Annotated in this window: 22 protein-coding genes; 13 read left to right on the top strand and 9 right to left on the bottom strand. The window is 76.9% G+C overall.

Annotated features, from left to right (window positions below; translation table 11 throughout):
* Positions 1-50: 50 nt before the first annotated feature.
* The 5 genes from E5225_RS11650 (at position 51) to E5225_RS17750 (ending at position 7637) form a co-directional block, all read left to right on the top strand.
* On the top strand, positions 51-728 hold the full coding sequence (locus tag E5225_RS11650) for a response regulator transcription factor (RefSeq protein WP_135975309.1): 678 nt from the start codon (positions 51-53) through the stop codon (positions 726-728).
* On the top strand, positions 725-2188 hold the full coding sequence (locus E5225_RS11645; RefSeq protein WP_243738401.1) for a sensor histidine kinase: 1464 nt from the start codon (positions 725-727) through the stop codon (positions 2186-2188). The genes E5225_RS11650 and E5225_RS11645 overlap by 4 nt, the downstream gene beginning before the upstream one ends.
* 240 nt (positions 2189-2428) lie before the next feature.
* Complete coding sequence (locus E5225_RS11640) at positions 2429-5836, top strand: bifunctional proline dehydrogenase/L-glutamate gamma-semialdehyde dehydrogenase (protein WP_136225558.1); 3408 nt, start codon at positions 2429-2431, stop codon at positions 5834-5836.
* Complete coding sequence (locus tag E5225_RS11635; RefSeq protein ID WP_135975237.1) at positions 5833-6618, top strand: alpha/beta fold hydrolase; 786 nt, start codon at positions 5833-5835, stop codon at positions 6616-6618. The genes E5225_RS11640 and E5225_RS11635 overlap by 4 nt, the downstream gene beginning before the upstream one ends.
* A complete protein-coding gene (locus tag E5225_RS17750) occupies positions 6615-7637 on the top strand; it encodes an esterase/lipase family protein (RefSeq protein ID WP_208012629.1) in 1023 nt (340 codons plus the stop codon). Before E5225_RS11635 ends, E5225_RS17750 begins: the two co-directional genes overlap by 4 nt.
* An 18-nt stretch (positions 7638-7655) precedes the next feature.
* On the opposite strand, the gene E5225_RS11625 is transcribed toward E5225_RS17750, so the two are convergent.
* The 7 genes from E5225_RS11625 to E5225_RS11600 form a co-directional block, all read right to left on the bottom strand.
* Positions 7656-9077: an MDR family MFS transporter gene (locus E5225_RS11625; protein WP_135975241.1), complete on the bottom strand. Its 1422-nt coding sequence runs from the start codon at positions 9075-9077 to the stop codon at positions 7656-7658.
* Between the two features lie 374 nt (positions 9078-9451).
* Positions 9452-10159: a 5'-methylthioadenosine/S-adenosylhomocysteine nucleosidase gene (gene mtnN / locus E5225_RS11620; RefSeq protein WP_243738395.1), complete on the bottom strand. Its 708-nt coding sequence runs from the start codon at positions 10157-10159 to the stop codon at positions 9452-9454.
* Complete coding sequence (locus tag E5225_RS11615) at positions 10156-10608, bottom strand: S-ribosylhomocysteine lyase (RefSeq protein WP_135975243.1); 453 nt, start codon at positions 10606-10608, stop codon at positions 10156-10158. The genes mtnN and E5225_RS11615 overlap by 4 nt, the downstream gene beginning before the upstream one ends.
* Positions 10609-10694: 86 nt before the next feature.
* Complete coding sequence (locus E5225_RS11610) at positions 10695-11585, bottom strand: NAD(P)H-hydrate dehydratase (RefSeq protein WP_208012630.1); 891 nt, start codon at positions 11583-11585, stop codon at positions 10695-10697.
* Complete coding sequence (locus E5225_RS11605) at positions 11578-12324, bottom strand: histidine phosphatase family protein (RefSeq protein ID WP_243738396.1); 747 nt, start codon at positions 12322-12324, stop codon at positions 11578-11580. The genes E5225_RS11610 and E5225_RS11605 overlap by 8 nt, the downstream gene beginning before the upstream one ends.
* Before the next feature lie 5 nt (positions 12325-12329).
* On the bottom strand, positions 12330-12569 hold the full coding sequence (locus E5225_RS17950; RefSeq protein ID WP_243738397.1) for a hypothetical protein: 240 nt from the start codon (positions 12567-12569) through the stop codon (positions 12330-12332).
* Between the two features lie 88 nt (positions 12570-12657).
* Positions 12658-13755, bottom strand: a complete 1098-nt coding sequence (locus E5225_RS11600; protein WP_341867938.1) for a DNA-3-methyladenine glycosylase family protein — start codon at positions 13753-13755, stop codon at positions 12658-12660.
* A 103-nt stretch (positions 13756-13858) separates the two neighbouring features.
* Between E5225_RS11600 and E5225_RS11595 the strand changes: the two genes are divergently transcribed.
* Positions 13859-14242 (top strand): STAS domain-containing protein, encoded by a 384-nt coding sequence (locus E5225_RS11595; protein WP_136225430.1) that lies wholly within the window; start codon positions 13859-13861, stop codon positions 14240-14242.
* Between the two features lie 37 nt (positions 14243-14279).
* On the opposite strand, the gene E5225_RS11590 is transcribed toward E5225_RS11595, so the two are convergent.
* Entirely contained in the window at positions 14280-14654 is a 375-nt protein-coding gene (locus E5225_RS11590; RefSeq protein ID WP_135975386.1) for an RNA-binding S4 domain-containing protein, read from the bottom strand.
* A 229-nt stretch (positions 14655-14883) separates the two neighbouring features.
* Between E5225_RS11590 and E5225_RS11585 the strand changes: the two genes are divergently transcribed.
* Positions 14884-16026 carry a GDSL-type esterase/lipase family protein gene (locus E5225_RS11585; protein ID WP_135975388.1) on the top strand — a complete coding sequence of 381 codons (1143 nt, stop codon included), beginning with the start codon at positions 14884-14886 and terminating at the stop codon, positions 16024-16026.
* A gap of 57 nt (positions 16027-16083) precedes the next feature.
* Complete coding sequence (locus E5225_RS11580) at positions 16084-17325, top strand: amidohydrolase (protein ID WP_135975389.1); 1242 nt, start codon at positions 16084-16086, stop codon at positions 17323-17325.
* Positions 17326-17431: 106 nt separating this feature from the next.
* Here the strand turns inward: E5225_RS11580 and pgi are convergent, their stop codons facing one another.
* Positions 17432-19114: a glucose-6-phosphate isomerase gene (gene pgi / locus E5225_RS11575; protein WP_135975391.1), complete on the bottom strand. Its 1683-nt coding sequence runs from the start codon at positions 19112-19114 to the stop codon at positions 17432-17434.
* Between the two features lie 163 nt (positions 19115-19277).
* Here pgi and E5225_RS11570 point away from each other — a divergent pair, with 163 nt between their 5' ends.
* The 5 genes from E5225_RS11570 (at position 19278) to E5225_RS11550 (ending at position 24436) form a co-directional block, all read left to right on the top strand.
* Positions 19278-19607 carry a hypothetical protein gene (locus tag E5225_RS11570; protein ID WP_135975393.1) on the top strand — a complete coding sequence of 110 codons (330 nt, stop codon included), beginning with the start codon at positions 19278-19280 and terminating at the stop codon, positions 19605-19607.
* Positions 19608-19719: 112 nt separating this feature from the next.
* Complete coding sequence (locus E5225_RS11565) at positions 19720-20694, top strand: PfkB family carbohydrate kinase (RefSeq protein ID WP_243738409.1); 975 nt, start codon at positions 19720-19722, stop codon at positions 20692-20694.
* A gap of 144 nt (positions 20695-20838) precedes the next feature.
* The gene (locus E5225_RS11560) at positions 20839-22017 is read left to right on the top strand and encodes an ROK family transcriptional regulator (protein ID WP_135975562.1); all 1179 of its coding nucleotides are present in this window, start codon (positions 20839-20841) and stop codon (positions 22015-22017) included.
* Positions 22018-22140: 123 nt separating this feature from the next.
* A complete protein-coding gene (locus E5225_RS11555) occupies positions 22141-23415 on the top strand; it encodes an extracellular solute-binding protein (RefSeq protein ID WP_135975560.1) in 1275 nt (424 codons plus the stop codon).
* A 64-nt stretch (positions 23416-23479) separates the two neighbouring features.
* Entirely contained in the window at positions 23480-24436 is a 957-nt protein-coding gene (locus E5225_RS11550; protein WP_135975558.1) for a carbohydrate ABC transporter permease, read from the top strand.
* The last annotated feature ends 22 nt before the right edge of the window (positions 24437-24458 follow it).

Below are 24458 nucleotides of genomic sequence, written 5' to 3'. Positions count from 1 at the left end.
GCCCGGGCACGCCTGCGGCCGCGCGTCGTCCGCGGTGGGATGCTGCCGGGGTGCGGGTGCTCCTGGTGGACGACGAGGTCGGGCTGACGCGCGCGCTGCGCCGCGGGCTCGGCGCCGAGGGCTTCACCGTCGACGTCGCGCACGACGGCGACACGGGACTGCGCATGGCCACCGACGGCGAGTACGACGTCCTCGTCGTCGACGTCATGCTCCCGCGCCGGCACGGGTACGACGTCGTGACGACCCTGCGCGAGCGCGAGGTGTGGACGCCCGTGCTCATGCTCTCCGCCAAGGACGGTGAGCACGACGTCGCCGACGGGCTCGACGTGGGCGCCGACGACTACCTCACCAAGCCGTTCTCGTTCGTCGTGCTCGTGGCCCGGCTGCGCGCACTCGTGCGCCGGCCCGTCGCGCCCCGCCCCGCCGTGCTGCGCGCCGGCGAGCTGATGCTCGACCCCGCCACGCGCGAGGTCTCGCGCGGCGAGCGCGCGGTCGACCTCACCGCACGCGAGACGGCCCTGCTCGAGTACCTGCTGCGCCACGGCGACCGCGTCGTCGGCAAGCTCGAGCTGCTCGACCACGTCTTCGACACCGGCGGGGAGGACCCCAACGTCGTCGAGGTCTACGTCGGCTACCTGCGCCGCAAGCTCGGCAAGGACGCCGTGGCGACCGTGCGCGGAGCGGGCTACCGGATCGGCACCGCGGCACCGGTCGTGCCGGACCCGTGAGCGCGGCACCCGGCGGACCGCCGGCGCGCGCCCGGGCGGGCGCCGGCCCGGCACGCCCGTCCCGCCGCGCCGGCCCGGCGATGTCGCTGCGGGACCGGCTGACGCTGCTCGCCACGGGTGTCGTCGCGGTCGCGCTCGTCGTGGGTGCGCTCGCGCTGTCGGCCGTGCTGGGCGCCGGCCGGGTCGCGGCGCTCGACGAGGTCGTCCGCGCCCGGGCCGCGACGGTCGCCGCCCTCGTCGGCGACGACCGCGTGCCCGACCCGCTGCCCGTCGCCGAGCCCGGCGAGGTGGCGCAGGTCCTCGACGCCGACGGCGGCGTGCTCGCGTCCTCGGCCACGGCGAGCCGGACGCTCCCGGTCCTCGACGCCGGGACCGTCGCCGCGTGGCGTGCGGAGGCCGGCGACGACGTCCTGGTCCGGACGACCGACCGCAGCGCCTACGACGCGCAGGCCCGCGTCGCGGTGCAGGCGGTCGTGCTCGACGGCGCGCCCGCGACCGTCGTGACGAGCGTGCCCCTCGACGAGGTGCGCGGCGTGCTCGACGCGACGCGCCTGGCCCTGCTGCTCGTCGTGCCGGTGCTCACGCTCGGCGTCGCCCTGCTCGTGCGGACCCTGCTGGGGCGCGCGCTCGCCCCGGTCGAGGACCTGCGTGCCGCGGCCGACCGCGTCGCGCTCGCGGGCGGGCCCGGGTCGCTGCCGGTGCCGGCGGCCGACGACGAGCTGGCCGCGCTGGCCCGGACCCTGAACGCCATGCTCGACCGGCTCGAGGCGTCGGCGGCGCGGCAGCGCACGTTCGTCGGCGACGCCGCGCACGAGCTGCGCTCGCCGGTCGCCGCGGTGCGCGCGGCCGTCGAGGTGGCGCGCGCGCACCCCGACGCGTACCCGGTCGACGACCTCGTCGCCGACCTCGCACCGGAGGTCGAGCGCATGCAGGCGCTCGTCGACGACCTGCTCGTGCTCGCGCGCGTCGGCGCGGCGCCCGTGCCGCGCGTGCGCGTGGACCTCGGCGCGGCCGCGCAGGAGGCCGCCGGGTCGGCGGCACCGGTCGCCGCAGCACGCGGGGTGCGGGTCGACGTGCGCGGCGCCGGCGCCGCGCTCGGCACGGACGACGCGGTGCGCCGCGTGCTGCGCAACCTCGTGGCGAACGCCGCGCGGCACGCGGCGATGGCCGTCGAGGTGACCGTCACCGACGCGCGGGTGAGCGTGGACGACGACGGCCCGGGCATCCCGGCGGCGGACCGTGAGCGCGTCTTCGAGCGGTTCGTCCGCCTCGACGACGCGCGCGAGCGCGACGCCGGCGGGACGGGGCTCGGCCTCGCGATCGCCCGCGAGGTGGCGCGCGAGCTCGGCGGCGACGTGGTGCTCGGCGAGGCGCCGGCGGGCGGCCTGCGGGCGGTCGTCACCCTCCCGGCCCTGCGCGCGCAGGCCCCGCGTGCGGGGGTCCACGTCGGTGACGGATGATGGTGGGACCCGCGGGCGACCCCCGCGCACCCCGACCCCGGAGCGCACGTGACCGTCGACCACCGGCCCGACCCCCGCAGCAGCGGCCCCACCGGGCCCGGCGGCACCGGGCCCCGCACGGACCCGCACGCCACCGACCCGCCCCGCACGGACCCGCCCCGCACCGACCCGCCCCGCACCGCGGCGCGCCCGGCCGCTGAGCCCCGCACGACCGCCGACGACCGCCACGGCCCCCAGGACCTGCGCCGCCTCGAGGACGACGCGGTCGCGCTCGTGCGGCGCTGGCTCGACGCGAGCGCCGACGAGCCGGTCGACCGCGCGGCCCAGCAGCTCGCGGACGTGCTCGCCGACCCGGACGGCCTCGCGTTCACGGTCGGCTTCGTCGACCGGGTGGTCCGGCCCGAGGACGACGCCGTCGCGGCGCGCGAGCTCGCCGCCCTGGCGTCGCGGGCGCCGTCCTTCCTCGCGCCGCACCTGCGCCTGGGCGTGCGAGCGGGTGCGGTGGCCGCGCGGGTGGCGCCCGGTCTCGTCGTGCCGGTGGTGCGCCGCGCGCTGCGCGCGATGGTCGGGCACCTCCTGGTCGACGCGTCCGACGCGCGCCTGGGCGCCGCGATCGCACGGCTGCGCCGCCCGGGCGTGCAGCTCAACCTCAACCTGCTCGGTGAGGCCGTGCTGGGGCGCCGGGAGGCCGACCGGCGGCTCGCGGGCATCCGCGCGCTCGTCGAGCGCGAGGACGTCGACTACGTGTCGGTGAAGGTCTCCGCCGCGGTGGCGCCGCACGCGCCGTACGCCTTCGACGAGGCGGTCGACGAGGTCGTCGAGCGGCTGGCGCCGCTGTACGACCGTGCGGCCGCGACGGGCACGTTCGTCAACCTCGACATGGAGGAGTACCGCGACCTCGACCTGACGGTGGCGGTGTTCACGCGGCTGCTCGACCGGCCGGAGCTGCTCGCCTGGTCCGGCGGCATCGTCCTGCAGGCGTACCTGCCGGACGCGGTCGACGCGATGCTGCGGCTGCAGGAGTGGGCCGCGGCGCGGCGTGCGCGCGGCGGCGCCCCCGTGAAGGTGCGGCTCGTCAAGGGAGCGAACCTCCCGATGGAGCGCGTCGAGGCGGCGGTGCACGGGTGGCCCGCCGCGACGTGGGCCACCAAGCAGGAGACGGACACGCAGTACAAGCGGGTGCTCGACGTCGGCCTGCGCCCGGGTGCGGTCGACGCCGTCCGCCTCGGCGTGGCGGGCCACAACCTGTTCGACCTCGCGCTGGCGTGGCTGCTCGCCCGCTCGCGCGGCGTCGAGGACGCGATGGACGTCGAGATGCTCCTCGGCATGGCGCAGGCGCAGGCCGAGGCGGTGCGCCGGGACGTCGGCCGCCTCCTGCTGTACGTGCCGGTCGTGCACCCGCGCGAGTTCGACGTCGCCGTCGCGTACCTGGTGCGCCGGCTCGAGGAGGGCGCGAGCCCGGAGAACTTCATGTCGGCGGCGTACGACCTCGGCGAGGACGCGGCGGCGTTCGAGCGGGAGCGTGCCCGGTTCTCCGCGTCCCTGCGTGCGCTCGACGACACGGTGCCCAGCCCGCGGCGCACGCAGGACCGCGCGCGTCCGCCGGAGCCGGTCGGCGACGCGCCGTTCGCCAACGCGCCCGACACCGACCCGGCCCTGCCCGCGAACCGGGACTGGGGGCGTGCGGTGCTCGCGCGCGTGCCGGGGTCCCGCCTCGGCACGGACACCCTCGCGGCGGCCCGGCTCGAGGACGCCGACGCGCTCGACGCGGTGCTCGCGACCGCCGTGACCGCCGCGGACGCGTGGGCGGCGCGTGGCGGCGCCGGCCGCCGGGCCGTGCTGCGCGCCGCCGCCGACGCGCTCGAGGCCCGCCGCGCCGACCTGCTCGAGGTCATGGCCGCGGAGGCCGGCAAGACCCTCGACCAGGGCGACCCCGAGGTGTCCGAGGCCGTCGACTTCGCCCGGTACTACGCCGACCGGGCGCCGGGGCTCGAGCGGGTGCCCGGCGCACGCTTCGCGCCTGCCCGCCTCACGGTCGTCACCCCGCCCTGGAACTTCCCGGTGGCGATCCCGGCCGGCTCGGTGCTCGCCGCGCTGGCCGCGGGGTCGTCGGTCGTGCTCAAGCCGGCGCCGCCCGCCCGCCGCTGCGGCGCCGTGCTCGCCGAGACGTTGTGGGCGGCGGGCGTGCCGCGTGACGTGCTGCACCTCGTCGACGTGGACGAGTCCACGCTCGGCTCCGCGCTCGTCGCCGACCCCCGGGTCGACCGGGTCGTGCTCACGGGCTCGTGGGAGACCGCCGAGCTGTTCCGCTCGATGCGCCCCGACCTGCCGCTGCTCGCCGAGACCTCCGGCAAGAACGCGATCGTCGTGACGCCGTCCGCGGACCTCGACCTCGCGGTGAGGGACGTCGTGACCTCGGCGTTCGGGCACGCGGGGCAGAAGTGCTCGGCCGCGTCGCTCGTGGTCCTCGTCGGGTCGGTGGCCCGCTCGCGGCGCTTCCGCACGCAGCTCCTCGACGCCGTGACGTCGTTGCGCGTCGGCCCGCCGGACGACCCGGCGACGCAGATGGGTCCGCTGGTGGAGCCCGCTGCCGGCAAGCTGCTGGACGGCCTGACGACGCTCGGCCCCGGGGAGCGGTGGGCTGTCGAGCCACGCCGCCTCGACGCCGAGGGTCGGCTGTGGACGCCCGGCGTCCGGGTGGGGGTGCGGCGCGGCTCGCAGGCGCACCGGACCGAGTGGTTCGGCCCCGTGCTCGCCGTGATGACCGCGCGCACGCTCGACGAGGCGATCGCCCTGCAGAACGAGGTGGACTACGGCCTCACGGCCGGCCTGCACTCGCTCGACGCCGACGAGGTCGCGCGCTGGCTCGCGGGGGTCGAGGCCGGCAACGTCTACGTCAACCGGGGCATCACGGGCGCGGTGGTGCAGCGCCAGCCGTTCGGCGGCTGGAAGCGCTCGGTCGTGGGCCCGACCACCAAGGCGGGGGGCCCGCACTACCTGCACGGCTTCGGCACGTGGCACGACGAGCCCGCGACCGCCACGTCGCCGGACGTGCCGCTGCCCGCCCCCGTCGCGGCGCTGGTCGAGGCGGCGGCCGCGGCGTGGCCCGCGGACGCGGGCACGGTGCGCGCCGCCGCGGCGGCGGCCGCGCACGCGTGGACCACGGACCTGGGCGTCCCCCGGGACGTCACCGGCCTGGAGCCGGAGCGCAACGTCCTGCGGCACCTGCCCGTGCCGGTGCACGTGCGCCTCGCCGCGGCGGCGCCCGTCGCCGACCTGCTGCGGGTGCTCGCCGCCGCGCTGGTGGCGGGGGCGACCGGCGAGGTCAGCGTCCCGGCGGCGCTGCCCGGCGCCGTCACGGCCGCGCTCGCCGCGGCGGGCTTCGAGGTCCACGTGCAGGACGACGAGGCGTGGGCGGCCGACCTGCCGCACCTGCCCGCCGGCCGGGTCCGGCTCGTGGGCGGCGACGCGGCGGCCGCCGCCCGCGCGGCCGAGGGGCGGGCCGACCTGACCGTGCACGGCGCGGCGGTCACGTCCTCCGGGCTCGTCGAGCTGCTGCCCTTCGTGCGCGAGCAGGCGGTCAGCGTGACCGCGCACCGCTTCGGTACCCCCGACCCACTGGCTGACGACGTGCTAGGAGCCCTGTGATCCCCCTGCCGAGCGGACTCAACATCCGGATCGACCGCTGGCGCCACGACGGGCTGCCGGTGCGCACGTGGACCACCTGGCGCGACGGGATGGACCGCGTGCCGCCGCAGGAGCGCCACGACGTCGTGCTCGTGCACGGGCTCGGCGTGAGCTCGCGCTACTTCGGCCCGCTCGCGTCCGAGCTCGCGGACCGCGGCGTGGTCCACCTCATCGACCTGCCGGGCTTCGGCGACGTGCCGCGGCCCGACCGGCGGCTCGCCGTCGAGGACTTCGCGGCCGTCGTCGAGCGGTGGGTGCGGCACGAGGGCCTCGTCCGGCCGACGGTCCTCGGGCACTCGATGGGCGCACAGATCGTCACGGAGCTGCTGGCCAAGTCCCCGGACGTCGCGGGGCACGCCGTGCTCGTGGGCCCGACGACGGACGCGTCGGCGCGCTCCGCGGTGCGTCAGGGTGCCCGCCTGGCCCGGGCGACGCTGTCCGAGGCGGCGCGCACGCGGCACACGCTCACGCTCGACTACCTGCTGTCGGGGCCGTACTGGTACGCGCAGGTGCTGCCGAGCATGCTGGCCTACCGCACCGAGGAGCGCATCGCGCAGGTGCCGGTGCCCGTCCTCGTCGTCCGCGGGGAGCGCGATGCCGTCGCGCCGCGCGCCTGGGTGCAGCGGGTCGCCGCCGCGGCACCCGACGGCCGGTGGGCCGAGGTCCCCGACGCCGCGCACGCCGCCTTCGCCGACCACGCCGCCGAGGTCGCCGCCCTCGTCCGCGAGCACCAGGACCGATGACGGACGCGCGCTCCGACGTCCGCGGGGTGCCGGTGCAGGACGCCGTGCCGACCGGCTGGCGCCGGCGCCTGGAGCAGGCGGTCGCGTGGGGACGGGACTACGCGTGGATCGCCGCGGCGCAGGCGCACGCGACCGTGCGCCCGCCGCCGCCCGACGACCTCGCGACGGGCACGCGCACGCCCGTGCTGCTGCTCCCCGGGATCTACGAGACGTGGCCGGTCATGGACGGCCTCGTCCGGCACCTGCACGACGCCGGGCACCCGGTGCACACCGTCCCCGCGCTCGGCTACAACGGCCGCGGCCTCGAGGAGTCCGCGCAGCGCGTCGTCGACCGGCTCGCGGAGCTCGACCTCGACGAGGTGGTGCTGGTCGCGCACTCCAAGGGCGGCCTCATCGGCAAGCTCGTGCTCGGCACGCCCGGTGCCGGCGACCGCATCGCCGGGATGGTCGCGGTGAACACGCCCTTCTCGGGCTCGGTGTACGCGCGGTGGTTCCCCGTGCGGGCGGTGCGCGCCCTGTCGCCGCTCGACCCGCAGATCCTCGCGCTCGCGCGCCAGGTGGCGGCCAACGGGCGCATCCGGTCGGTGTTCGCGCGGTTCGACCCGCACGTGCCGGGCGGCAGCGAGCTGCCCGGTGCGGTGAACGTGCGGCTGCCCGTGGACGGGCACTTCCGGCCGCTGGCCGACCCGCGCGTGCACGCCGCCGTGCTCGACGGCGTCCGCGAGCTCGCCGCCGCGTGGGAGTGCCGCTCCCACGTGCCGCCGAGCGCCGCCGCCGTCGACGCCGTGCGCGCGGCGCAGGGCGTGCCGGGCACGGGCGGCCTGGCGGGCTCCGGGATGGTCGCGACCGCGGTGGAGGTCGTCGAGGCCGCGGCGGCGGGGCCCGGCTCGCCGGCGGACGCGCCGAACCGTGCGCCGACCGGCGCGGCGACCCACGACCCGGCGCACCGGCCGACGGGTCCGGACGCGGCGCGGCCCGCCGACGCGGACGTCGACGGGCCGCGGGGGACCTCCGCCTGAGCGCGGGGTGCGGGCGCCTCAGTGCCCGACGGGGCGCTCCGCACCGGGCGGCGCCGGCCGCACGAGCAGCGCGGCGCCGATCGCGGGCAGGGACAGGATCGCGCCGAGCAGGAACGCCCCGCGCACGCCGCCCGCCGTCGCGGTGACCGCGTCGGCGCCGTCGGCCACCAGGCCCGCCGACACGGCCGTGAGCACGGTGACGAACACCGCCGTGCCCGCCGCGCCGGCCACCTGCTGCACCGTGCCGATGACGGCGCTGCCGTGCGAGTACAGCGGCTTCGGCACGGCGCCGAGCGCCGACGTGAACAGCGGCGTGAACACGAGCGCGAGGCCCGCGGACATCGTCAGGTGGGCGCCCACGACGACCCACGGCGTGCCGCCCTCGCGCAGCAGCAGCGCCATCGCCCACACGGCGAGGGAGACGAGCACCGTGCCCGGGACCAGCAGCGGACGCGGGCCGAGGCGGTCGTACGCGCGCCCCACGATCGGGGCGAGCAGGCCCATGAGCAGACCGCCCGGCAGGAGCAGCAGGCCGGTGCGCAGGGTGTCGAGCCCGAGCACGTCCTGCGCGTAGATGGGCAGCATGATGATCGAGCCGAACAGCGACATCATCATGACCGCCATCAGCGCGACGCCGACGGCGAAGGTCCGCACCCGGAACGTGCGCAGGTCCAGGAGGGCGTCGTCGCGGCGCTGCAGGCGCAGCTGGCGCGCGACGAAGACGCCGAGCCCGACGACGCCGACGGCGAGCGCGCCGACCGTGGTCGGGTCCACGCCGCCCTGCGCCGCCTCGCCGACGTGCGACAGCCCGAACACCAGACCGCCGAACCCGATCGCGGACAGCACGACCGACGGCACGTCGACGCGCGCCCAGCGCGGCTCGGTGACGTTCGGCAGGCGCAGCGCGCCGAGGACGAGCGCGGTCAGGGCGATCGGCAGCACGAGCCCGAACATCCACCGCCAGTCCAGCACGGACAGGATCAGGCCGGACACGGTCGGGCCGATGGCCGGGGCGACCGAGATGACGACGGAGATGTTGCCCATGGTGCGTCCGCGCCCCTCGGGCGGCGTCACGTTCATGACGGTCGTCATGAGCAGCGGCAGCATGACGGCGGTGCCGAGGGCCTGCACGACGCGACCGGCGAGCAGCACCTCGAACCCGGGGGCGAGCGCGCACACCGTGGTGCCGACCGAGAACGCGGTCATGGCACCGAGGAAGGCGGCACGCGTCGTCAGCCGCTGGAGCAGGAAGCCGGTGACCGGGATGACGACGGCCATCGTCAGGAGGAAGCCCGTCGTCAGCCACTGCGCGGCGGACGCGGTGACGCCGAGGTCGTCGCGCAGCCGCGGCAGCGCGACGCCCATGATCGTCTCGTTGAGGATGACGACGAACGTCGACACCAGGAGGAGCGTGACCGCGAGACGGTCGCGCGCGGACATCGTGCCGGCGGCGGTGCCCCCGGCGGCGGCGGTCGGCCCGGACGGTGCGGGGGCCGGGCTCGCCGGCGGTTCCTCGACCGTCGCGGTCGAGGCGTCGAGGTGCTGGTCGGTCACGGGGCCACCTGTCGGGTCGGGTCGTGCGGGTGGGCGGTCGTGCGGGTGGGCGGTCGTGCGGTGCGCCGGCGCGCGTGGGTCGCCGGGGCGGCGTCGTCGGCGGGGAGGACCGAAGTCTCTGGCGACAACCGCGCGGACGTCGACGGGATTCCGCCGCGGGCGCGTCGCCGCAGTGGTGCCGACCCGGTGCCGGCGCACAAGTCATCGGGGGCGGTGGGCACGGATCCGTGCCACCGCCCCCGACGAGGTGCCCGGAGGGCTCAGCGCGCGGGCGCGAGCGCCGCGTCGAGCACGCCGAGGACGACCGTGGCCGAGCGCTCGGCGGCGTCGTCGACGTGCGCGTCGAAGTCGACCCCCGCGATGGGACCGCACAGGTCCGAGATGCCCCGGACCGACAGGAACGGCACGCCGAACAGGTGCGCGGCCTGCGCGAGCGCGGCCGACTCCATGTCGCACGCGAGGGCGTCGGGGAAGGCGGTGCGCAGCGGCTCGACGCGCTCGGCGTCGACGAACACGTCGCTCGACAGGATGGTCCCCGTGCGCACCGTGAGGCCCGGTGCCTGCGCCGCGGCTGCGGCGGCGAGGAGGGCCGGGTCGGCGTCGTAGCGGGCCGGCATGCCCGGCACCTGGCCGAGCGCGTAGCCGAAGACGCGGGCGTCGGCCGCGGCGTAGACCGTCGAGGCACCGACGACGACGTCGCCGACGCGCACCTGCAGCCCCATGCCACCGGCCGAGCCGGCGCTCACGACGAGCCGCGGCGTGTGCTCGGCGAGGACGAGCGCCGCGGCCGTCGCCGAGTTCACCAGGCCGATGCCGCACGTCACGAGCAGCACGCGGCTGTCGCCGACGTGCAGCAGGCGCCGGCGGGCACCGGCGACCTCGGTCTCGTCCCCGACGGACGTGGCGCGGTCGAGGAACGGCGTCGCCTCGACGCCCATCGCCGTGACGACGACGGCGTCGACGCTCACGCGGTGACCTGCGACCAACCCGCGCGCTGGGCGAGGAACGCGCGCGCGACCTCCTGGGCGCCCTCGAGCGTGTGGTTGGCGCCCCAGCCGCACTGCACCTCGTTGGCGGCGGGCACCTCGTGCGCGCCCACGACGTCCTCGAGCGTCGCGGCCACGAGCTCCTCGACCTCCGACTGCTCCCAGCGGCCCTCGAGCATGAGGTAGAACCCCGTCTGGCAGCCCATGGGGGAGAAGTCGAGCACGCGGTCGCTGTGGTTGCGGGAGTGCTCGGCGAAGAGGTGCTCGAGCGAGTGCACGGCGGGCATCTCGACGTGCCCGTGGTTCGGCTGCGCGAGGCGCACGTCGAACTTGCTGATCACGTCGCCGTGGGGGAGCTGCTTGAGGTCCGCGAGGCGGATGTACGGCGCGGCGACGGTCCGGTGGTCGAGGTTGAACGACTCGACATTCATGCGAGGGGTGTCCACGTCCCCAGTCTGCGCCATCGGCCGGCGGGCGCGCGGCCCGGTCCGGCGGGTGGTCGCCGGACCGGGGCGCGTCAGCGGGCGCGCAGCTCGACGAGCACGCGCGGCAGCTCCTCGAGCAGCTCGCGCGCGAGGTACCCGTGCGGCCCGACGCGCGCCGCGAGCCGGTCGCCGGCCGTGCCGTGCGCCTCGACGCCGAAGCACGCCGCGTGGGCCGGGTCGGCCCCGCGGGCCAGCAGCCCGCCGACGGCACCCGCGAGCACGTCGCCGCTGCCCGACGTGCCGAGCCCCGAGTAGCCCGTGGACGACTGCCACCGGCGGCCGTCGGGCGCGGCCACGCTGCCCGAGCACGCCACGACGACGCCGTACCGGTCGGCGGCGCGGGCGGCGGCGCCGTCGAGCGCACCCTCGCCCTCCGCCGGGCCGTCGTCGTCGCCGAGCAGGTACCGCACCTCGGTCGCGTTCGGCGTCAGGACCGCGCGCCCGCGCACCGCGTCGCGCAGGTCGTCGGCGTCGCGCAGCACGCCGAGGGCGAAGGCGTCGAGCACCAGCGGCACGTCGTCGCCGGCTCCGTCCACGACCGCGCGCAGCACCGCGAGCGTGCCCTCGGGGGAGTCCAGGCCGGGACCGACCACCACGACGTCCGCCCGGGCGAGCTCGCGGGCGAGCGCGCCGTCGTCGTCCGTGCCCGTCACCGAGCCGGCCGCGTCCTCGGGCAGCGCCACGACGCCCGCCTCGGGCACCGCGACGGCCACGTGCGGCGCCACCGAGCCCGCGACCGCGAGGGTGAGGCGCCCGGCACCCACCCGCAGCGCCGCGAGCCCCGTGAGCATCGCCGCACCGGGAGTCCCGCGGGCACCGCCGACGACGCACACGCTGCCGCGCGCGTCCTTGCCGCCCGTGGGCTCGGGCAGCGGCCAGCCGCGCAGCCGCGCCGGGGTCAGGACACCGCCGTCCTCAGCCACCGGAGTCGTCCGTCCCCTCGTGCTCGGTCACGGGCGCGTCGAGCGCCGCGAGGTGCCCGACCTCGTCGAACGCCGTGAGCAGCCACGCGCCGTCGACCCGGTCGAGCCGCGTGACCGATGCGTTGCGCACGCTGCGCTCGCGGATGATCGCCATCAGCTCGTCCTCGTCCATCCCCTCGAGCACGTACCGCAGCAGCATGACCACCGCGTCGTGCGCGACCACCAGGACGCGGCGGCCGTCCTCGCGCTCGGCGAGGTCGCGCAGCAGCGAGCGCAGGCGCAGCGCCACGTCGGCCCAGGACTCGCCACCCGGCGGCCGGTGGTACATCTTGCCGAGCAGCCGGCGGCGCTCCGCCTCGCCGGGGTGGCGCGCCTCGACCCCGGCGCGGGTGAGCCGGTCCAGCACGCCGAGCTCGCGGTCGCGGAGCCGCTCGTCGACGACGACGGGCAGGTCGATCCCGGCGGCCTCGAGCGCGGTCGCCGCCGTCTGCCGCGTGCGCACGTACGGCGAGCACCACACCACCTCGGGACGCTCGTCGGCGGGCAGCCCGCCGAGCCACACACCCAGGGCCCGCGCCTGCTCGAGGCCGCGGTCGGACAGCAGCGTGTCGGCGTCGCGGGTGTCGATCTCGACGACCTCGGCACCGGCCTGCTCGGCACGTGCCGCGGCGAGGTTCCCGACGCTCTCGCCGTGCCGGACGAGGACGAGGGACGTGGGTGCGGGCGTGCCCGCGCTCACGGCGGTCAGCGCCGTCCGCCGCGGTCGAGCGCGGGGACGATCGCCGTCGGGATCGCGTAGGCGAGGGCGAACGTGAGGATCCCCGCGGCCGCGATGGTCATGCCGAGCGCGCCGTCGATGTCGAAGCCCCACGCGATGAGCGCGAACGAGCCGAAGAAGAAGACGAGCGACAGCACGCCCGCCGCCACCCGGCTGGGGGCCTCCGGGGGTGCGTCCTGGTGCGGCTCGGTCGTGTCGTACGCCATCGGTCCTCCTGCGTCGTCCTCGCCCGCGGTGCGCCCGCGTGCCGGCCCCAGTATCGCCGCGCGGGCCGGGATCGGGCATCCGGGCGCGTCAGACCAGGGCGCGTGCGCGCGGTGCGCGCGGGCCGTACGCCGGCATCCCGCCACGGTAGGCGAGCTCGAGCAGCACCAGGACGCGCTGCCGGTGCCCGCGCCAGGGCTCGAGGAGGCGCAGCATGCCGGCGTCGTCCGCGCGGCGGCCGGTGAGCGCCCAGCCGACGAGGTGGCACAGGTGCGCGTCGCCCACCGACACCGCGTCCGGGTCGCCGAGCGCCCGGGAGGTCACCTCGGCGACGGTCCACGGGCCGATGCCCGGCACGGTGCGCAGCCGCCGCGCGAGCTCGTCGGGGTCCAGCGCGGGGCTCAGCGCGTGCGCGACGCGCGCCGCCCGGCGCACCGTGTCGGACCGCTGCGCGTCGACGCCCGCGCGCCGCCACTCCCACACGGGCAGGGTCGCCCAGGCGCCCGGCGGGGGAGCCACGCGCAGCCGCGCCGGGGCGGGCCCTGGGGCGGGCTCGCCGTGCGCCGCGACGAGCCGTCGCCACGACGCCTGCGCGTCGAGGCCGACGACCCGCTGCTCGAGCACGGCCGTGACGACGGCGTCCCACACGTCGCCGCTGCGGGCCAGCCGGACGCCGCCGTACGTGCGGCGGGCGCGCGCCACCGCCGGGTGCAGGTGGTCGGCGAACCCGCGGGGGTCGTCGAGTGCGCCCAGGAGCCCCGGCGCGTCGGCGAGCGCCTGCGCCGCGCCCGCGCCCCACGCGTCCACGCGGACGCCGCCGCGGACCGGACGCAGGCGCAGCGTGGCGGTGCCGGTGGGCCGGCGGACGGCGTGCCACACGGTGCCGTCGGCGTCGTGCACCCACGTCGGGTCGCCGGCGCCGCGGCGCAGGCGCCCGACGGTGCGGCGCACGTCGACGTCCGCGGGCAGGGGGACCAGGGCGTGCACGTCCCCGGTCGGGGCACGGGGCACCGCGTGCGCGGCGACGCGGCGGCTGACGGCGGTGCGGCCGGCCGGCGGCGCGGGTGCCCGGGCGCCGCCTGCCGTGCCCGCGCCTGCCGTGCCCGTGCCTGCGGTGCCCGTGCCTGCGGTGCCCGCGCCTGCGGTGCCCGCGACGGCGGGGGCGGCTGCGGGGACGGGCGGCGGCACGGCACCAGGATGCACCCGCCGGGGGACGCACCCGGGCAGGCGCCGCGCGCGGGACGGCGGGTCGGTGTCGCCGGTCGCGTGGCGTGCGGGGCAGACTGCCGCCGTGACGTCGGTGCCCGGTGGTGCGGACCGGCCCGGCGCGGACCGGGCCGGGCGCCTCGACGTGCGCCGCGACGGCGGCATGCTGCGCGTCGTGCTGCACGGCGCGGTCGACCTCCAGGTGCGTGAGCAGGACGCACCGGTGCTGTGGGCGCAGCTCGCCGGCCCGGACGTGCACGCGGTCGCGCTGGACGCCGCCGACGTGTCGTTCCTCGACTCGAGCGGCCTGTCCGTCGTCGTGCGGCTCGTGCGCGACGCGGCCGAGCGGGGCCTGCCCGTGCACGTCGAGGCCCTGAGCCGGCCCGTCGAGGAGCTGCTCGACCAGACCGGCGTGCGCGCGTGGATGGACCACCTGGCCGCGTCGACCCCGCAGGGCGCGCGGCGCTGAGCCGCCGTCGGGGCGCAGGGCGCGGGCGCCGGGCCGGTCAGCGCCCGCGGAGGCGGTCGATCTCGCGCCGGTCGCGCTTGGTGGGCCGCCCGGCGCCGCGGTCGCGCGCCGCCGCGACGGCGACCCGCTCGCGCGGGACGGGCGCCGGGGAGCGGTCCAGGTAGGACGCCTGCGCGACCTCCGCGGAGACCCGCTTGACGAGCATCCGCTGCACCACGACGAGGCGCTCGCGCTCGCCACCCCGGACCAGCACCTCGTCGCCGGGCACGACCTGCGTCGCGGGCTTGGCGCGCTCCCCGTTGACGCGCACGTGCCCCGCGCGGCACGCGGCGGCGGCCGCGGACCGGGTCGGGAACAGGCGCACCGCCCACGTCCAGGCGTCGACGCGCACGCGTCCGAGCGGCTCGGCCATGGTCGTCTCCCTCCCGCTGCCGGACCGCCAGCCTGCCACGCGCCGGCCCCGGAGGACGCGCCGGCCGCGCGCACCCGGCCCGCACGGCGGGTGGCAGGGGGTCGCGTCGGTGAAACGCTTCGACGGTGCCACCGGGTGCCGCCGCCACGGGAGGCTGCTGGCGCCCGGCCGCCGTGCCGGGCCCGCCCGTGCCGGAGCGCGGGCCGCCCGCGCCGAAGGAGCCGTCCGCATGCCGACCCACCCGCTGCGCCGCGTCCTCGCCGTCCTCTGCGCCCTCGCCGCGGCGCTCGCCGCGTGCGCGCTCGCCGCCGTGCCGGGCACGGCCGCGCCGCGGCCCGCGGCGGCCTCGTCGCCACCCGTGCGCGTCATGGCGCTGGGCGACTCGATCACCGGGAACCCCGGCTGCTGGCGCGCGATGCTGCACCGCGACCTCACCGCCGCCGGTCACGCCGTCGACATGGTCGGGTCCCTGCCGGCCCAGGGCTGCGGCATCGCGCACGACGGCGACAACGAGGGCCACGGCGGGGCCCTGGTGACGGACGTCGCCGCGTCCGGGCAGGCGGCGGGGTGGTTCGCCGCGGCGCGGCCCCAGGTCGTCCTGCTGCACTTCGCGACCAACGACGTGTGGAGCGCGCGGACACCGGCGCAGGTGCTCGACGCGTGGACGACCCTCGTGCGCCAGGCGCGCGCCGTCGACCCCGAGGTGGTGCTCGTCGTCGCGCAGATCATCCCCGTCGCGCCGCCCACGTGCGCCGAGTGCCCCGAGCGCACGCGGGCGCTCAACGCGCAGGTGCCCGGCTGGGCCGCCGCCACGTCGACCGACCGCTCGCCCGTGCTGGTCGTCGACCAGTGGACCGGCTGGGACCCCGCGCGCGACACGGACGACGGCGTGCACCCGCACGCCGGCGGCTTCGCGCGGATGGCGGCCGCCTGGTTCCCGGCGGTCGTGCGCGCGCTCAAGATCGTCGGCGGGCAGGGCCCGGCGCCCACGGCGACCCCGACCCCGACGCCCACACCGACCCCGACGCCCACACCGACCCCGACCCCCACCCCGTCCTGGACGGTCCCGCCGACCACCGACGACGGCTGCCACGCCACGCACACCGTGACCAGCGCGTGGCCCGGCGGCTGGGTCGCGACCGTGCGCGTCGAGGCGGGGTCGGCCGCCGTGTCCGGCTGGCGCGTGGAGTTCGTCGGCGGTCCCGCGCCCACGGTCGCGCACGCGTGGAGCTCGACCTCCACCGGCGGCGGGTTCACGAACGCCGCGTGGAACGGGCGGCTCGCCGCCGGTGGCACGACCGAGCTCGGGTACCAGGGCACGGGGTCGCCGGGGACGCCCCGCGTGCGGTGCGTCGCGACGCCGGCGTCCTGAGGCGGGCGTCCTGAGCAGCGCCGGGCGCGCCCCGCGCACGGCCGTACGGTGGTGCCCATGACCTCTGGGACCACCGTCCGTCCGTCCGTCGTCGCGATCACCGGCGGGTACGTGGTGCCCGTCGTCGGCCCGCCCGTCGAGGGCGGGACCGTGCTGGTCGAGGACGGCCGCATCACGGCCGTCGGTGCGGACGTCGTCGTGCCGGCCGGCGCACGCGTCGTCGACGCGACGGGCCGGTGGGTGCTGCCCGGCTTCGTCGAGGCGCACGGGCACGTCGGCCTGCACGAGGAGGGCGAGGGCGTCGCGGGCAACGACACGAACGAGATGACCGTGCCCAACGCGGCGGCCGTGCGCGCGATCGACGCCGTCAACGTCGAGGACGAGGGCTTCCGCGACGCGCTGTCCGGCGGAATCACGTCGGTCGTCGTCAAGCCGGGCTCGGGCAACCCGATCGGCGGCCAGTCGGTGGCGATGAAGACGTGGGGTGGGCGCACGGTCGACGAGCAGGTCATCGCCGCGTCGGTGTCGGTGAAGTCGGCGCTGGGGGAGAACCCGAAGCGGGTCTACGGCGAGCGCAAGCAGCTGCCGTCCACGCGCCTCGGCACCGCGCTGGTCATCCGCGAGGCGTTCGCCAAGGCCCGCCACTACGCGGCCGCCCGCGCCGCCGCCGCGACCAAGGGCGAGCCGTTCGCCCCCGACCTGGCGCTCGAGACGCTCGTCCGCGTCCTCGACGGCGAGCTGGTCTGGGACCAGCACACCCACCGGCACGACGACATCGCGACCGCCCTGCGCCTGGCCGACGAGTTCGGGTACCGGCTCGTCATCAACCACGGCACCGAGGGCCACAAGCTCGCCGACGTGCTCGCGGAGCGCGACGTGCCCGTGATCTTCGGCCCGATGTTCACGAGCCGCTCCAAGGTGGAGCTGCGCGACCGCGCGATCGGCAACCTCGCCGCGCTCGCGGCCGCCGGCGTGCGCGTGGCCATCACGACCGACCACCCGGTCGTGCCGATCAACTTCCTCGTCCACCAGGCGACGCTCGCCGTCAAGGAGGGGCTGCCGCCGCAGACCGCGCTCGAGGCCCTCACGGTCAACCCCGCCTCGTTCTTCGGCCTCGAGGGCCGCGTGGGCGCGCTGGAGCCGGGCCGCGACGGCGACGTCGTCGTGTGGTCCGCCGACCCGCTGGACGTGCACGCGCGCGTCGAGCACGTGCTCATCGAGGGCCGGACGGTCTACAGGTGGGATGCCGAGGCCGGCGTGGGCCGCGTCGTCGAGCGCGCGGAGCGGTTCACGGCCTGACCACCTCCGGCCTGACTACCTCCGGCCTGACTACCTCCGGCCCGGTACGCCGACGGCGCCGCCCCCGCGGGGGTCGGCGCCGTCGGCGCATCCGGTCGGGCCCGCGTCAGGCGCGCAGCTCGAGGTAGCGGGCGATGAGCGCGCGCGTCGACGGGTCCTGCGCGTCGAGTGCGGCCGCGTCGCCCTGCACCGCGGGTGCGATCTCCGTCGCGAGCTTCTTGCCGAGCTCGACGCCCCACTGGTCGAACGAGTCGATGCCCCAGACGATGCCCTGCGCGAAGGTGATGTGCTCGTACAGCGCGATGAGCTGGCCGACCACCGACGGGGTGAGCGCCGGGGCGAGGACCGACGTGGTCGGGCGGTTCCCCGGGAACACGCGCGCGGGGACGATCTCCTCGGCCGTGCCCTCCGCGCGCACCTCGTCGGCGGTCCTGCCGAACGCGAGCGCCTTGGTCTGCGCGAAGAAGTTCGCGAGGAAGAGGGCGTGCACGTCGGTCCCGGCGTCGTGCAGCGGGTACGCCGGGTTCGCGACCGCGATGAAGTCGGCCGGGATCAGGCGCGTGCCCTGGTGGATGAGCTGGTAGAACGCGTGCTGCCCGTTCGTGCCGGGCTCGCCCCAGAAGACCTCGCCCGTCTGCGTCGTCACCGGCGTGCCGTCCCAGCGGACGGACTTGCCGTTCGACTCCATCGTGAGCTGCTGCAGGTACGCGGGGAAGCGGTGCAGCTGCTGCGCGTAGGGCAGCACGGCGTGCGTGTGCGCGCCGAGGAAGTTGACGTACCAGACGTTGAGCAGCCCCATGAGGAACGGCACGTTCCGCTCGAGCGGGGTGGTGCGCGCGTGCTCGTCGACGGCGTGGAAGCCCTCGAGGAGGTCGCCGAAGGCGTCCGGGCCGACGGCGATCGCGAGCGACGTGCCGATGGCCGAGTCGACGGAGTAGCGCCCCCCGACCCAGTCCCAGAAGCCGAACGCGTTGTCCGGGTCGATGCCGAAGTCCGCGACCTTGTCCAGGGCGGTGGACACGGCGACGAAGTGCTTCGCCACGGCGTCGCGCCGAGCCTCGTCGGAGTCCTCGAGGTGCCCGTCGGCGGCCAGGCGGTCCCACAGCCACTGCCGCGCGAGCCGCGCGTTGGTGAGCGTCTCCAGGGTGGTGAACGTCTTCGACGCGACGATGAACAGCGTGGTCGCCGGGTCGAGGTCCGACGTCTTCTGCGCGATGTCGGTCGGGTCGATGTTGGAGACGAACCGCACCTCGAGGTCGTCCGCGACGTACGGCTCGAGCGCCTCGTACACCATGACCGGCCCGAGGTCCGAGCCGCCGATGCCGATGTTGACCACGGTGCGCACGCGCTCGCCGGTCACACCCGTCCACTCGCCCGAGCGCACCTGCTCCGCGAACGCGAAGACCTCCCCGAGCACCTGCTGCACGTCGTCGTCGACGTGCTGGCCGTCCACCACGAGCGGGGGCTCGGCGTCGGCGGGGCGGCGCAGGGCCGTGTGCAGCACGGCGCGGTCCTCGGTGACGTTGATGTGCTCACCGGCGAGCATCGCGGCGAACCGGTCGGTCAGCTGCACCTCCTCGCCCAGCCGGACGAGCAGCGCCAGGGTCTCGTCGGTGACGAGGTTCTTCGACAGGTCGACGGTCAGGTCCCCGAGCCCGAACGTCAGGCGGCCCGCGCGGCCGGGGTCGGCGGCGAACCAGCCGCGCAGGTCCGGCCGGAACGCGCTCCCGTGCTCCGAGAGGCCCTGCCAGGCGCTGGTGGTCGTCGGGTCGATGGGCGGCGTGGGCACGTGGGCCTCCGGGTGCGCGATGGGTGCTGGCCTGCGGCGGTCGCGGCCCGCGCCGCGTGACGCGGGCGGTGCCGACCACGGTCCACCGTAGGGCCGGTGGGGCGGCGCCCGCACGGGACTCCGGCCGCCCGGAGCCGCGCACGGTGCTGCCTACAGTGGCGGCATGAGCCGCCTCCCCGTCTGGCCGGTCGCCACCGTGACCCTCCTGCTCGCCTTCGCCCTCGCCCAGGGCACCGGCGTGCGGGCCCTCGGCGGTGCGGTGCTGCTGGCCGGCGGCGCGTGGTGCGCCTGGCGCGCGGTCCGCCGCGTCGGGTGGGGTGCCGCCGCGGCGGTGCTGCTCGTCGCCGTGGCCGCGTTCGTGCTGTCCCACGTGGCGGCCGACGCGCTCGGGCCGTGGACGGCGGTCCTGCTGGCCGCCGCGGTGCTCGGTGCGACGACGTGGGCGGTCGTCGACCGGCCGCGGGCGCGGGCCGCCGTGGTGCGTCGGCGGTAGGTGCGCCGGCGGTAGGTGCGGCGGCGGGTAGGTGCGGCGGACGGGCCCGCTCGGGGGAGCGGGGACGTGCCGCGGGTGTGCGCCGGGCCCGGACCGCTGCGACGATCGAGGGGTGACGGTGCGGACGGCGCGGGGGAGCGGCGCGCTCGTGTGCTGCGGCCTGACGACGCTGGACGTCCAGCAGACCGTCGAGGCCGTCCCCGGCCCGGACGAGAAGGTGGTCGCCAGCGACCTTGAGGTGACGTTCGGCGGTCCGGCGGCGAACGCGGCCGCCGTCGCCGTCGCGCTGGGTGTGCCCACCCGGCTCGTCACCGCGCTCGGCACCGGGCCGCTGGCGGACGTCGCGCGCGCCGGGCTGGCGGCCGCGGGCGTGGACGTCGTCGACGTCGCGGCCGGCCGGCCGGACGTGCTGCCCGTCTCCACGGTCCTCGTGACGCGTGCCACGGGGGCGCGCGCGGTCGCGTCGGTGAACGGGACGCGGGCGGGCGGGGTCGTGCCGGCCGGGCCGGTCGACGCGCTGCTCGACGGCGCCGCGGTCGTGCTGGTCGACGGGCACCTCGCCGGCGTGGCCACCGCGGTCGCGGCGGCCGCCCGCGCGGCCGGTGTGCCCGTGCTCCTCGACGGCGGCAGCTGGAAGCCCGGCACGGCGGCGCTGCTCGCCCACGTCGACCTCGCCGTGCTGTCGGCGGACTTCGCGCTGCCGGCCGAGGTGGGGCAGCCGGCCCACGGCGGCGCACGCGTGCCCGACGAGGACGTCGACGCGCTGCTCGACGCGGTCGCGGCGTACGGACCGGGGTTCGTCGCGCGCTCGGCCGGCCCCGGCCCGGTGCGCGTGCGGTCGATCCTGGCGGGAGGGGACGGCGTGCGGCGCTCGGTCGTGCGTCCCGCTCGGCTCGTGCCGGGGGCGGTCGTCGACACGGTGGGCGCCGGGGACGTGCTGCACGGCGCCATGGCGGCGGCCCTGGTCCGCGGTGCCGCGCCGCTCCCCGCGCTGGCCGAGGGGGTGCGCTGCGCCACCCTGTCCGTCGAGCACCGCGGCGCGCGCGGGTGGCTCGCCGCGCTGCGCGGCGCGCCCGCCGCGGGCTGAGCCGACCGCCGGGGCGGTCGTCGCGCGACGGGCCGGGGACGCCGGGGCGCGCGTGCTACGGGCCCGTGAACCGGCGGTCACGATGTGATCACGGTCACGGGACCGTCTTGACCGGCCTTTTGTAAGGAAGGTCTACTAATCACCGTGACGACGACGACGCGGTCGGCCGGCGGCCCCGCGACCAACCCCGTGCGGCGCGGCCTGCGGCCCACCGTGAAGGTGCTCCCGGAGCACGCCCGTGCGCACAACCGGTCGCTCGTCCTCGGCCACCTGTTCCACGAGGGCCCCTCGTCCCGCGCCGACATCGCGCGCAGCACGGGGCTCACCCGGGTCACCGTCTCCGACCTCGTGGCCGCGCTGCTGGGGGAGGGCCTCGTGGCCGAGCTCGGCGTGCGCTCGGAGGCGCGCGTCGGCAAGCCCGCCACGCTCGTGGGCCTGCGGTCCGCCGACCACCACGTCGTCACGGTCGACCTCACGGACGACGAGACCGTGCACGGCGCCGTCATGACGCTCGACGCCGGGGTCGTCACCCGGATCCACGAGCCGAGCGGCGGCACCACCGGTGCGGCGGCCGTCGACCTGGTCGAGGACGTGTGCCGCCGGCTCCTCGAGGGCGCCACGTGCCCCGTGATCGGCGTCGGCATCTCCTCGCCCGGCGTCATCGACGACACGGGCACCGTGCTCGAGGCGCCCAACCGCGGCTGGTTCGACGTGCCGCTCGCCGCCCGGCTGACCGCCGGCCTCGGCGTGCCCGTGCACGTCGCCAACGACGCGAACACCCGCGCCCTCGGCGAGTTCACGTACGGCGGTGCGGACGCCAGCACGATGATCGTCACGGTGGGCCAGGGCGTCGGCGCCGGGCTGCTGGTCGACGGCTCGCTCGTGCGCGGCCGCGGCCACGCCGCGGGGGAGATCGGGCACGTCACCGTCGTGGACGAGACGACGCCCGGCGAGGACGCGCAGGAGTGCGCGTGCGGCCGCCGCGGCTGCCTCGAGACCGTGCTGAGCGCGCCGGCCCTGCGCCGCCGCGTCGCCGGTCTCACCCCCGAGGACTCCGACGCCGCGCTGGCGTCGGTCGGACGGATGCTGGGGCGCGCCCTGGCACCCGTCGCCAGTGCGCTCAACCTCGCCGAGGTCCTGCTCTCCGGCCCGCCGGAGCTGCTCGACGGACCTCTGCGGGAGGCGGCGCTGGCCACCGTCCGCGCCCGCACCATGCCCGTCATCGGGCACGAGCTCGCACTGCGGATGGCGGCTCTCGACGAGGACGCGGCGCTCGCGGGCGCCGCGGTGCTCGTGCTCTCCGGTCAGCTCGGGATCACGTGACGGTCCCGGGCGACGGGCCGGCCCGGGGTCACGTGACGACCCCGAGCCGACCGTCACCAGGTCGGCAGCTACCCCCGGCGTCGTCGGTGTGACGACCGCCTCGCTCATGGGAGGAACCCCAACGTGAAGATCCTACGTTTCGCGGCCGCCGGCTTCGCGGCGGCGCTCACGCTGACGGCGTGCTCGTCCGGTTCGGCCGGTGGCTCCACCGACGCAGAGGGCGGGGGCTCGGAGGGGGCCGAGATCCGCGTCTGGCTCGTCGGGTCGGACACGCCGCAGGACGCCCGCGACTACCTGAAGGAGACGTTCGAGGAGGAGAACCCGGGCTCGACCCTGGTGATCCAGGAGCAGTCCTGGACCGGCCTCGTCGACAAGCTGACGACGTCGCTGTCGGGCTCCGACAGCCCCGACGTCGTCGAGGTGGGCAACACGCAGGCGCCCACGTTCACGTCGGCCGGCTACTTCGCGCCGCTCGACGACGTCGCCGAGGACCTCGGCGGCGACGACCTGCTGCCGGGCTTCGTGGAGTCGGGCACCTGGGAGGACACGTTCTACGCCGCGCCGTACTACGCCGGCTCGCGCGTCGTGTTCTACAGCGAGCAGATCCTCGGCGGCGCACCGGTCCCCACGACGCTCGACGAGTACGTCGCCACCGCGACGCAGGCCCGCACCGACGGCCACTCCGGCGTGTGGTTCCCGGGCCAGGACTGGTACAACATGCTCCCGTTCGTCTGGGAGAACGGCGGCTTCATCGCCGAGCAGGAGGGCGACCAGTGGGAGGCCGGGTTCTCCTCGGAGGGCGGCGTCGCGGGCCTCCAGCAGGTCCAGGACCTGTTCCAGAACGCGTCCAACGCCCCCAAGGACGGCGACGAGACGAACCTGCAGGTGCCCTTCTGCGAGGGCGCCACGACCTTCCTCTCGGCACCGAGCTGGATCAAGTGGTCGATCCTCGCGGAGGCCGACGCGGAGGTCCCGGGCTGCCCCGAGACCTACGGCGCCGACCTGCACGCCTTCCCGCTGCCCGGCAAGGACGGCGGAGCGGCGACGGTGTTCGCCGGCGGCTCGAACATCGCCGTCGCGGCGAAGTCGGCGAACCCCGACCTCGCCACGGAGGCGCTGGCGATCATGCTCTCCGACGAGTACCAGACGATCCTCGCCGAGAACGGCCTGATCCCGGCGAAGGTCTCGCTCGCCGACGCGCTGCCGGACGACGAGATCACCGCGGCCGCGGCCGCTGCCGCGGCGAACGCGCGGCTCACGCCGGCCACGCCCAAGTGGGGCGACGTCGAGGCGCAGAAGGTCATGCAGGACGCGCTCGTGCGGATCGCCCAGGGTGAGGACGTCCCGACGGTCGCCGAGGAGCTCGACTCCACGATCGAGTCCATCCTCAACGGCTGATCGCACGCGCCGGGTCCCGCCCCCAGGGCGGGGCGGGACCCGGCGCGGCGCGGGAAGGACCCCCATGAGCTCCACCTCGCTCCAGGCCGCGCCGCCCTCGGCGGCGCCCGCCCCCCGCGCCTCGCGCGCGATCACCCCGGCCCGGCTGCTGCCGTGGCTGCTGCTCGCCCCGAGCCTGGCCGCCCTCGTCGTCGTGACCGGCTGGCCGCTCGTGCGGATGCTGTGGCTGTCGTTCCAGGAGTACGAGCGCGCCCAGCTGATGGGCGTGCCGGCCGAGTGGGTGGGGCTGCAGAACTACACCGACACGCTGACGGATCCGAGGTTCTGGACCGTCACGGTGCGCAGCTTCGCGCTGATGGTCGTGTGCGTCGTCCTCACCATCACGCTCGGCACGCTCGTCGCCCTGCTGCTCATGAGGCTCGGGCGCGTGATGCGGCTCGTGCTGTCCGTCGGGCTGCTGCTCGCGTGGGCCATGCCGCCGCTCGCGGCGATGCTCGTGTGGGGCTGGATGTTCGACACGCAGTACGGCGTCGTGAACCACCTGCTCACGTCCGTGACGGGGACCAGCTGGATGGGGCACTCCTGGCTCATCGAGCCGCTGCAGTTCTTCGCCGTCGCGACGCTCGTCATCGTCTGGGGCGCGATCCCGTTCGTGGCCTTCACGCTCTACGCGGGGTTCACGCAGATCCCGCACGAGGTCGTCGAGGCCGCCCAGATCGACGGCGCGAACGCGGCGAAGCGCTTCTTCCGCATCCAGGTGCCGTACGTGAAGCCGGTCTACACGGTCCTCATCGTGCTGTCGATGATCTGGGACCTGAAGGTGTTCACGCAGATCTTCGTGCTGCAGGGCATCGGGGGCGTGAAGTCCGAGACGAACACGCTCGGCGTCTACATCTACGAGATGGGCATGGCGCAGGGCCACTACGGCACGGCCAGCGCCATCGCCGTCGTCTTCACGGTCATCATGCTCGCGATCTCGGCCTACTACGTGCGCGCGACCGTCAAGGAGGAGGAGCTGTGAGCATCGCAGCCGCCGGCGCCGC

The organism is Cellulomonas shaoxiangyii, assembly GCF_004798685.1.
Classification (GTDB): Bacteria; Actinomycetota; Actinomycetes; order Actinomycetales; family Cellulomonadaceae; genus Cellulomonas; species Cellulomonas shaoxiangyii.
Note: the sequence above shows the minus strand (reverse complement) of the source record. Positions and strands in the feature narration are given on the sequence as shown.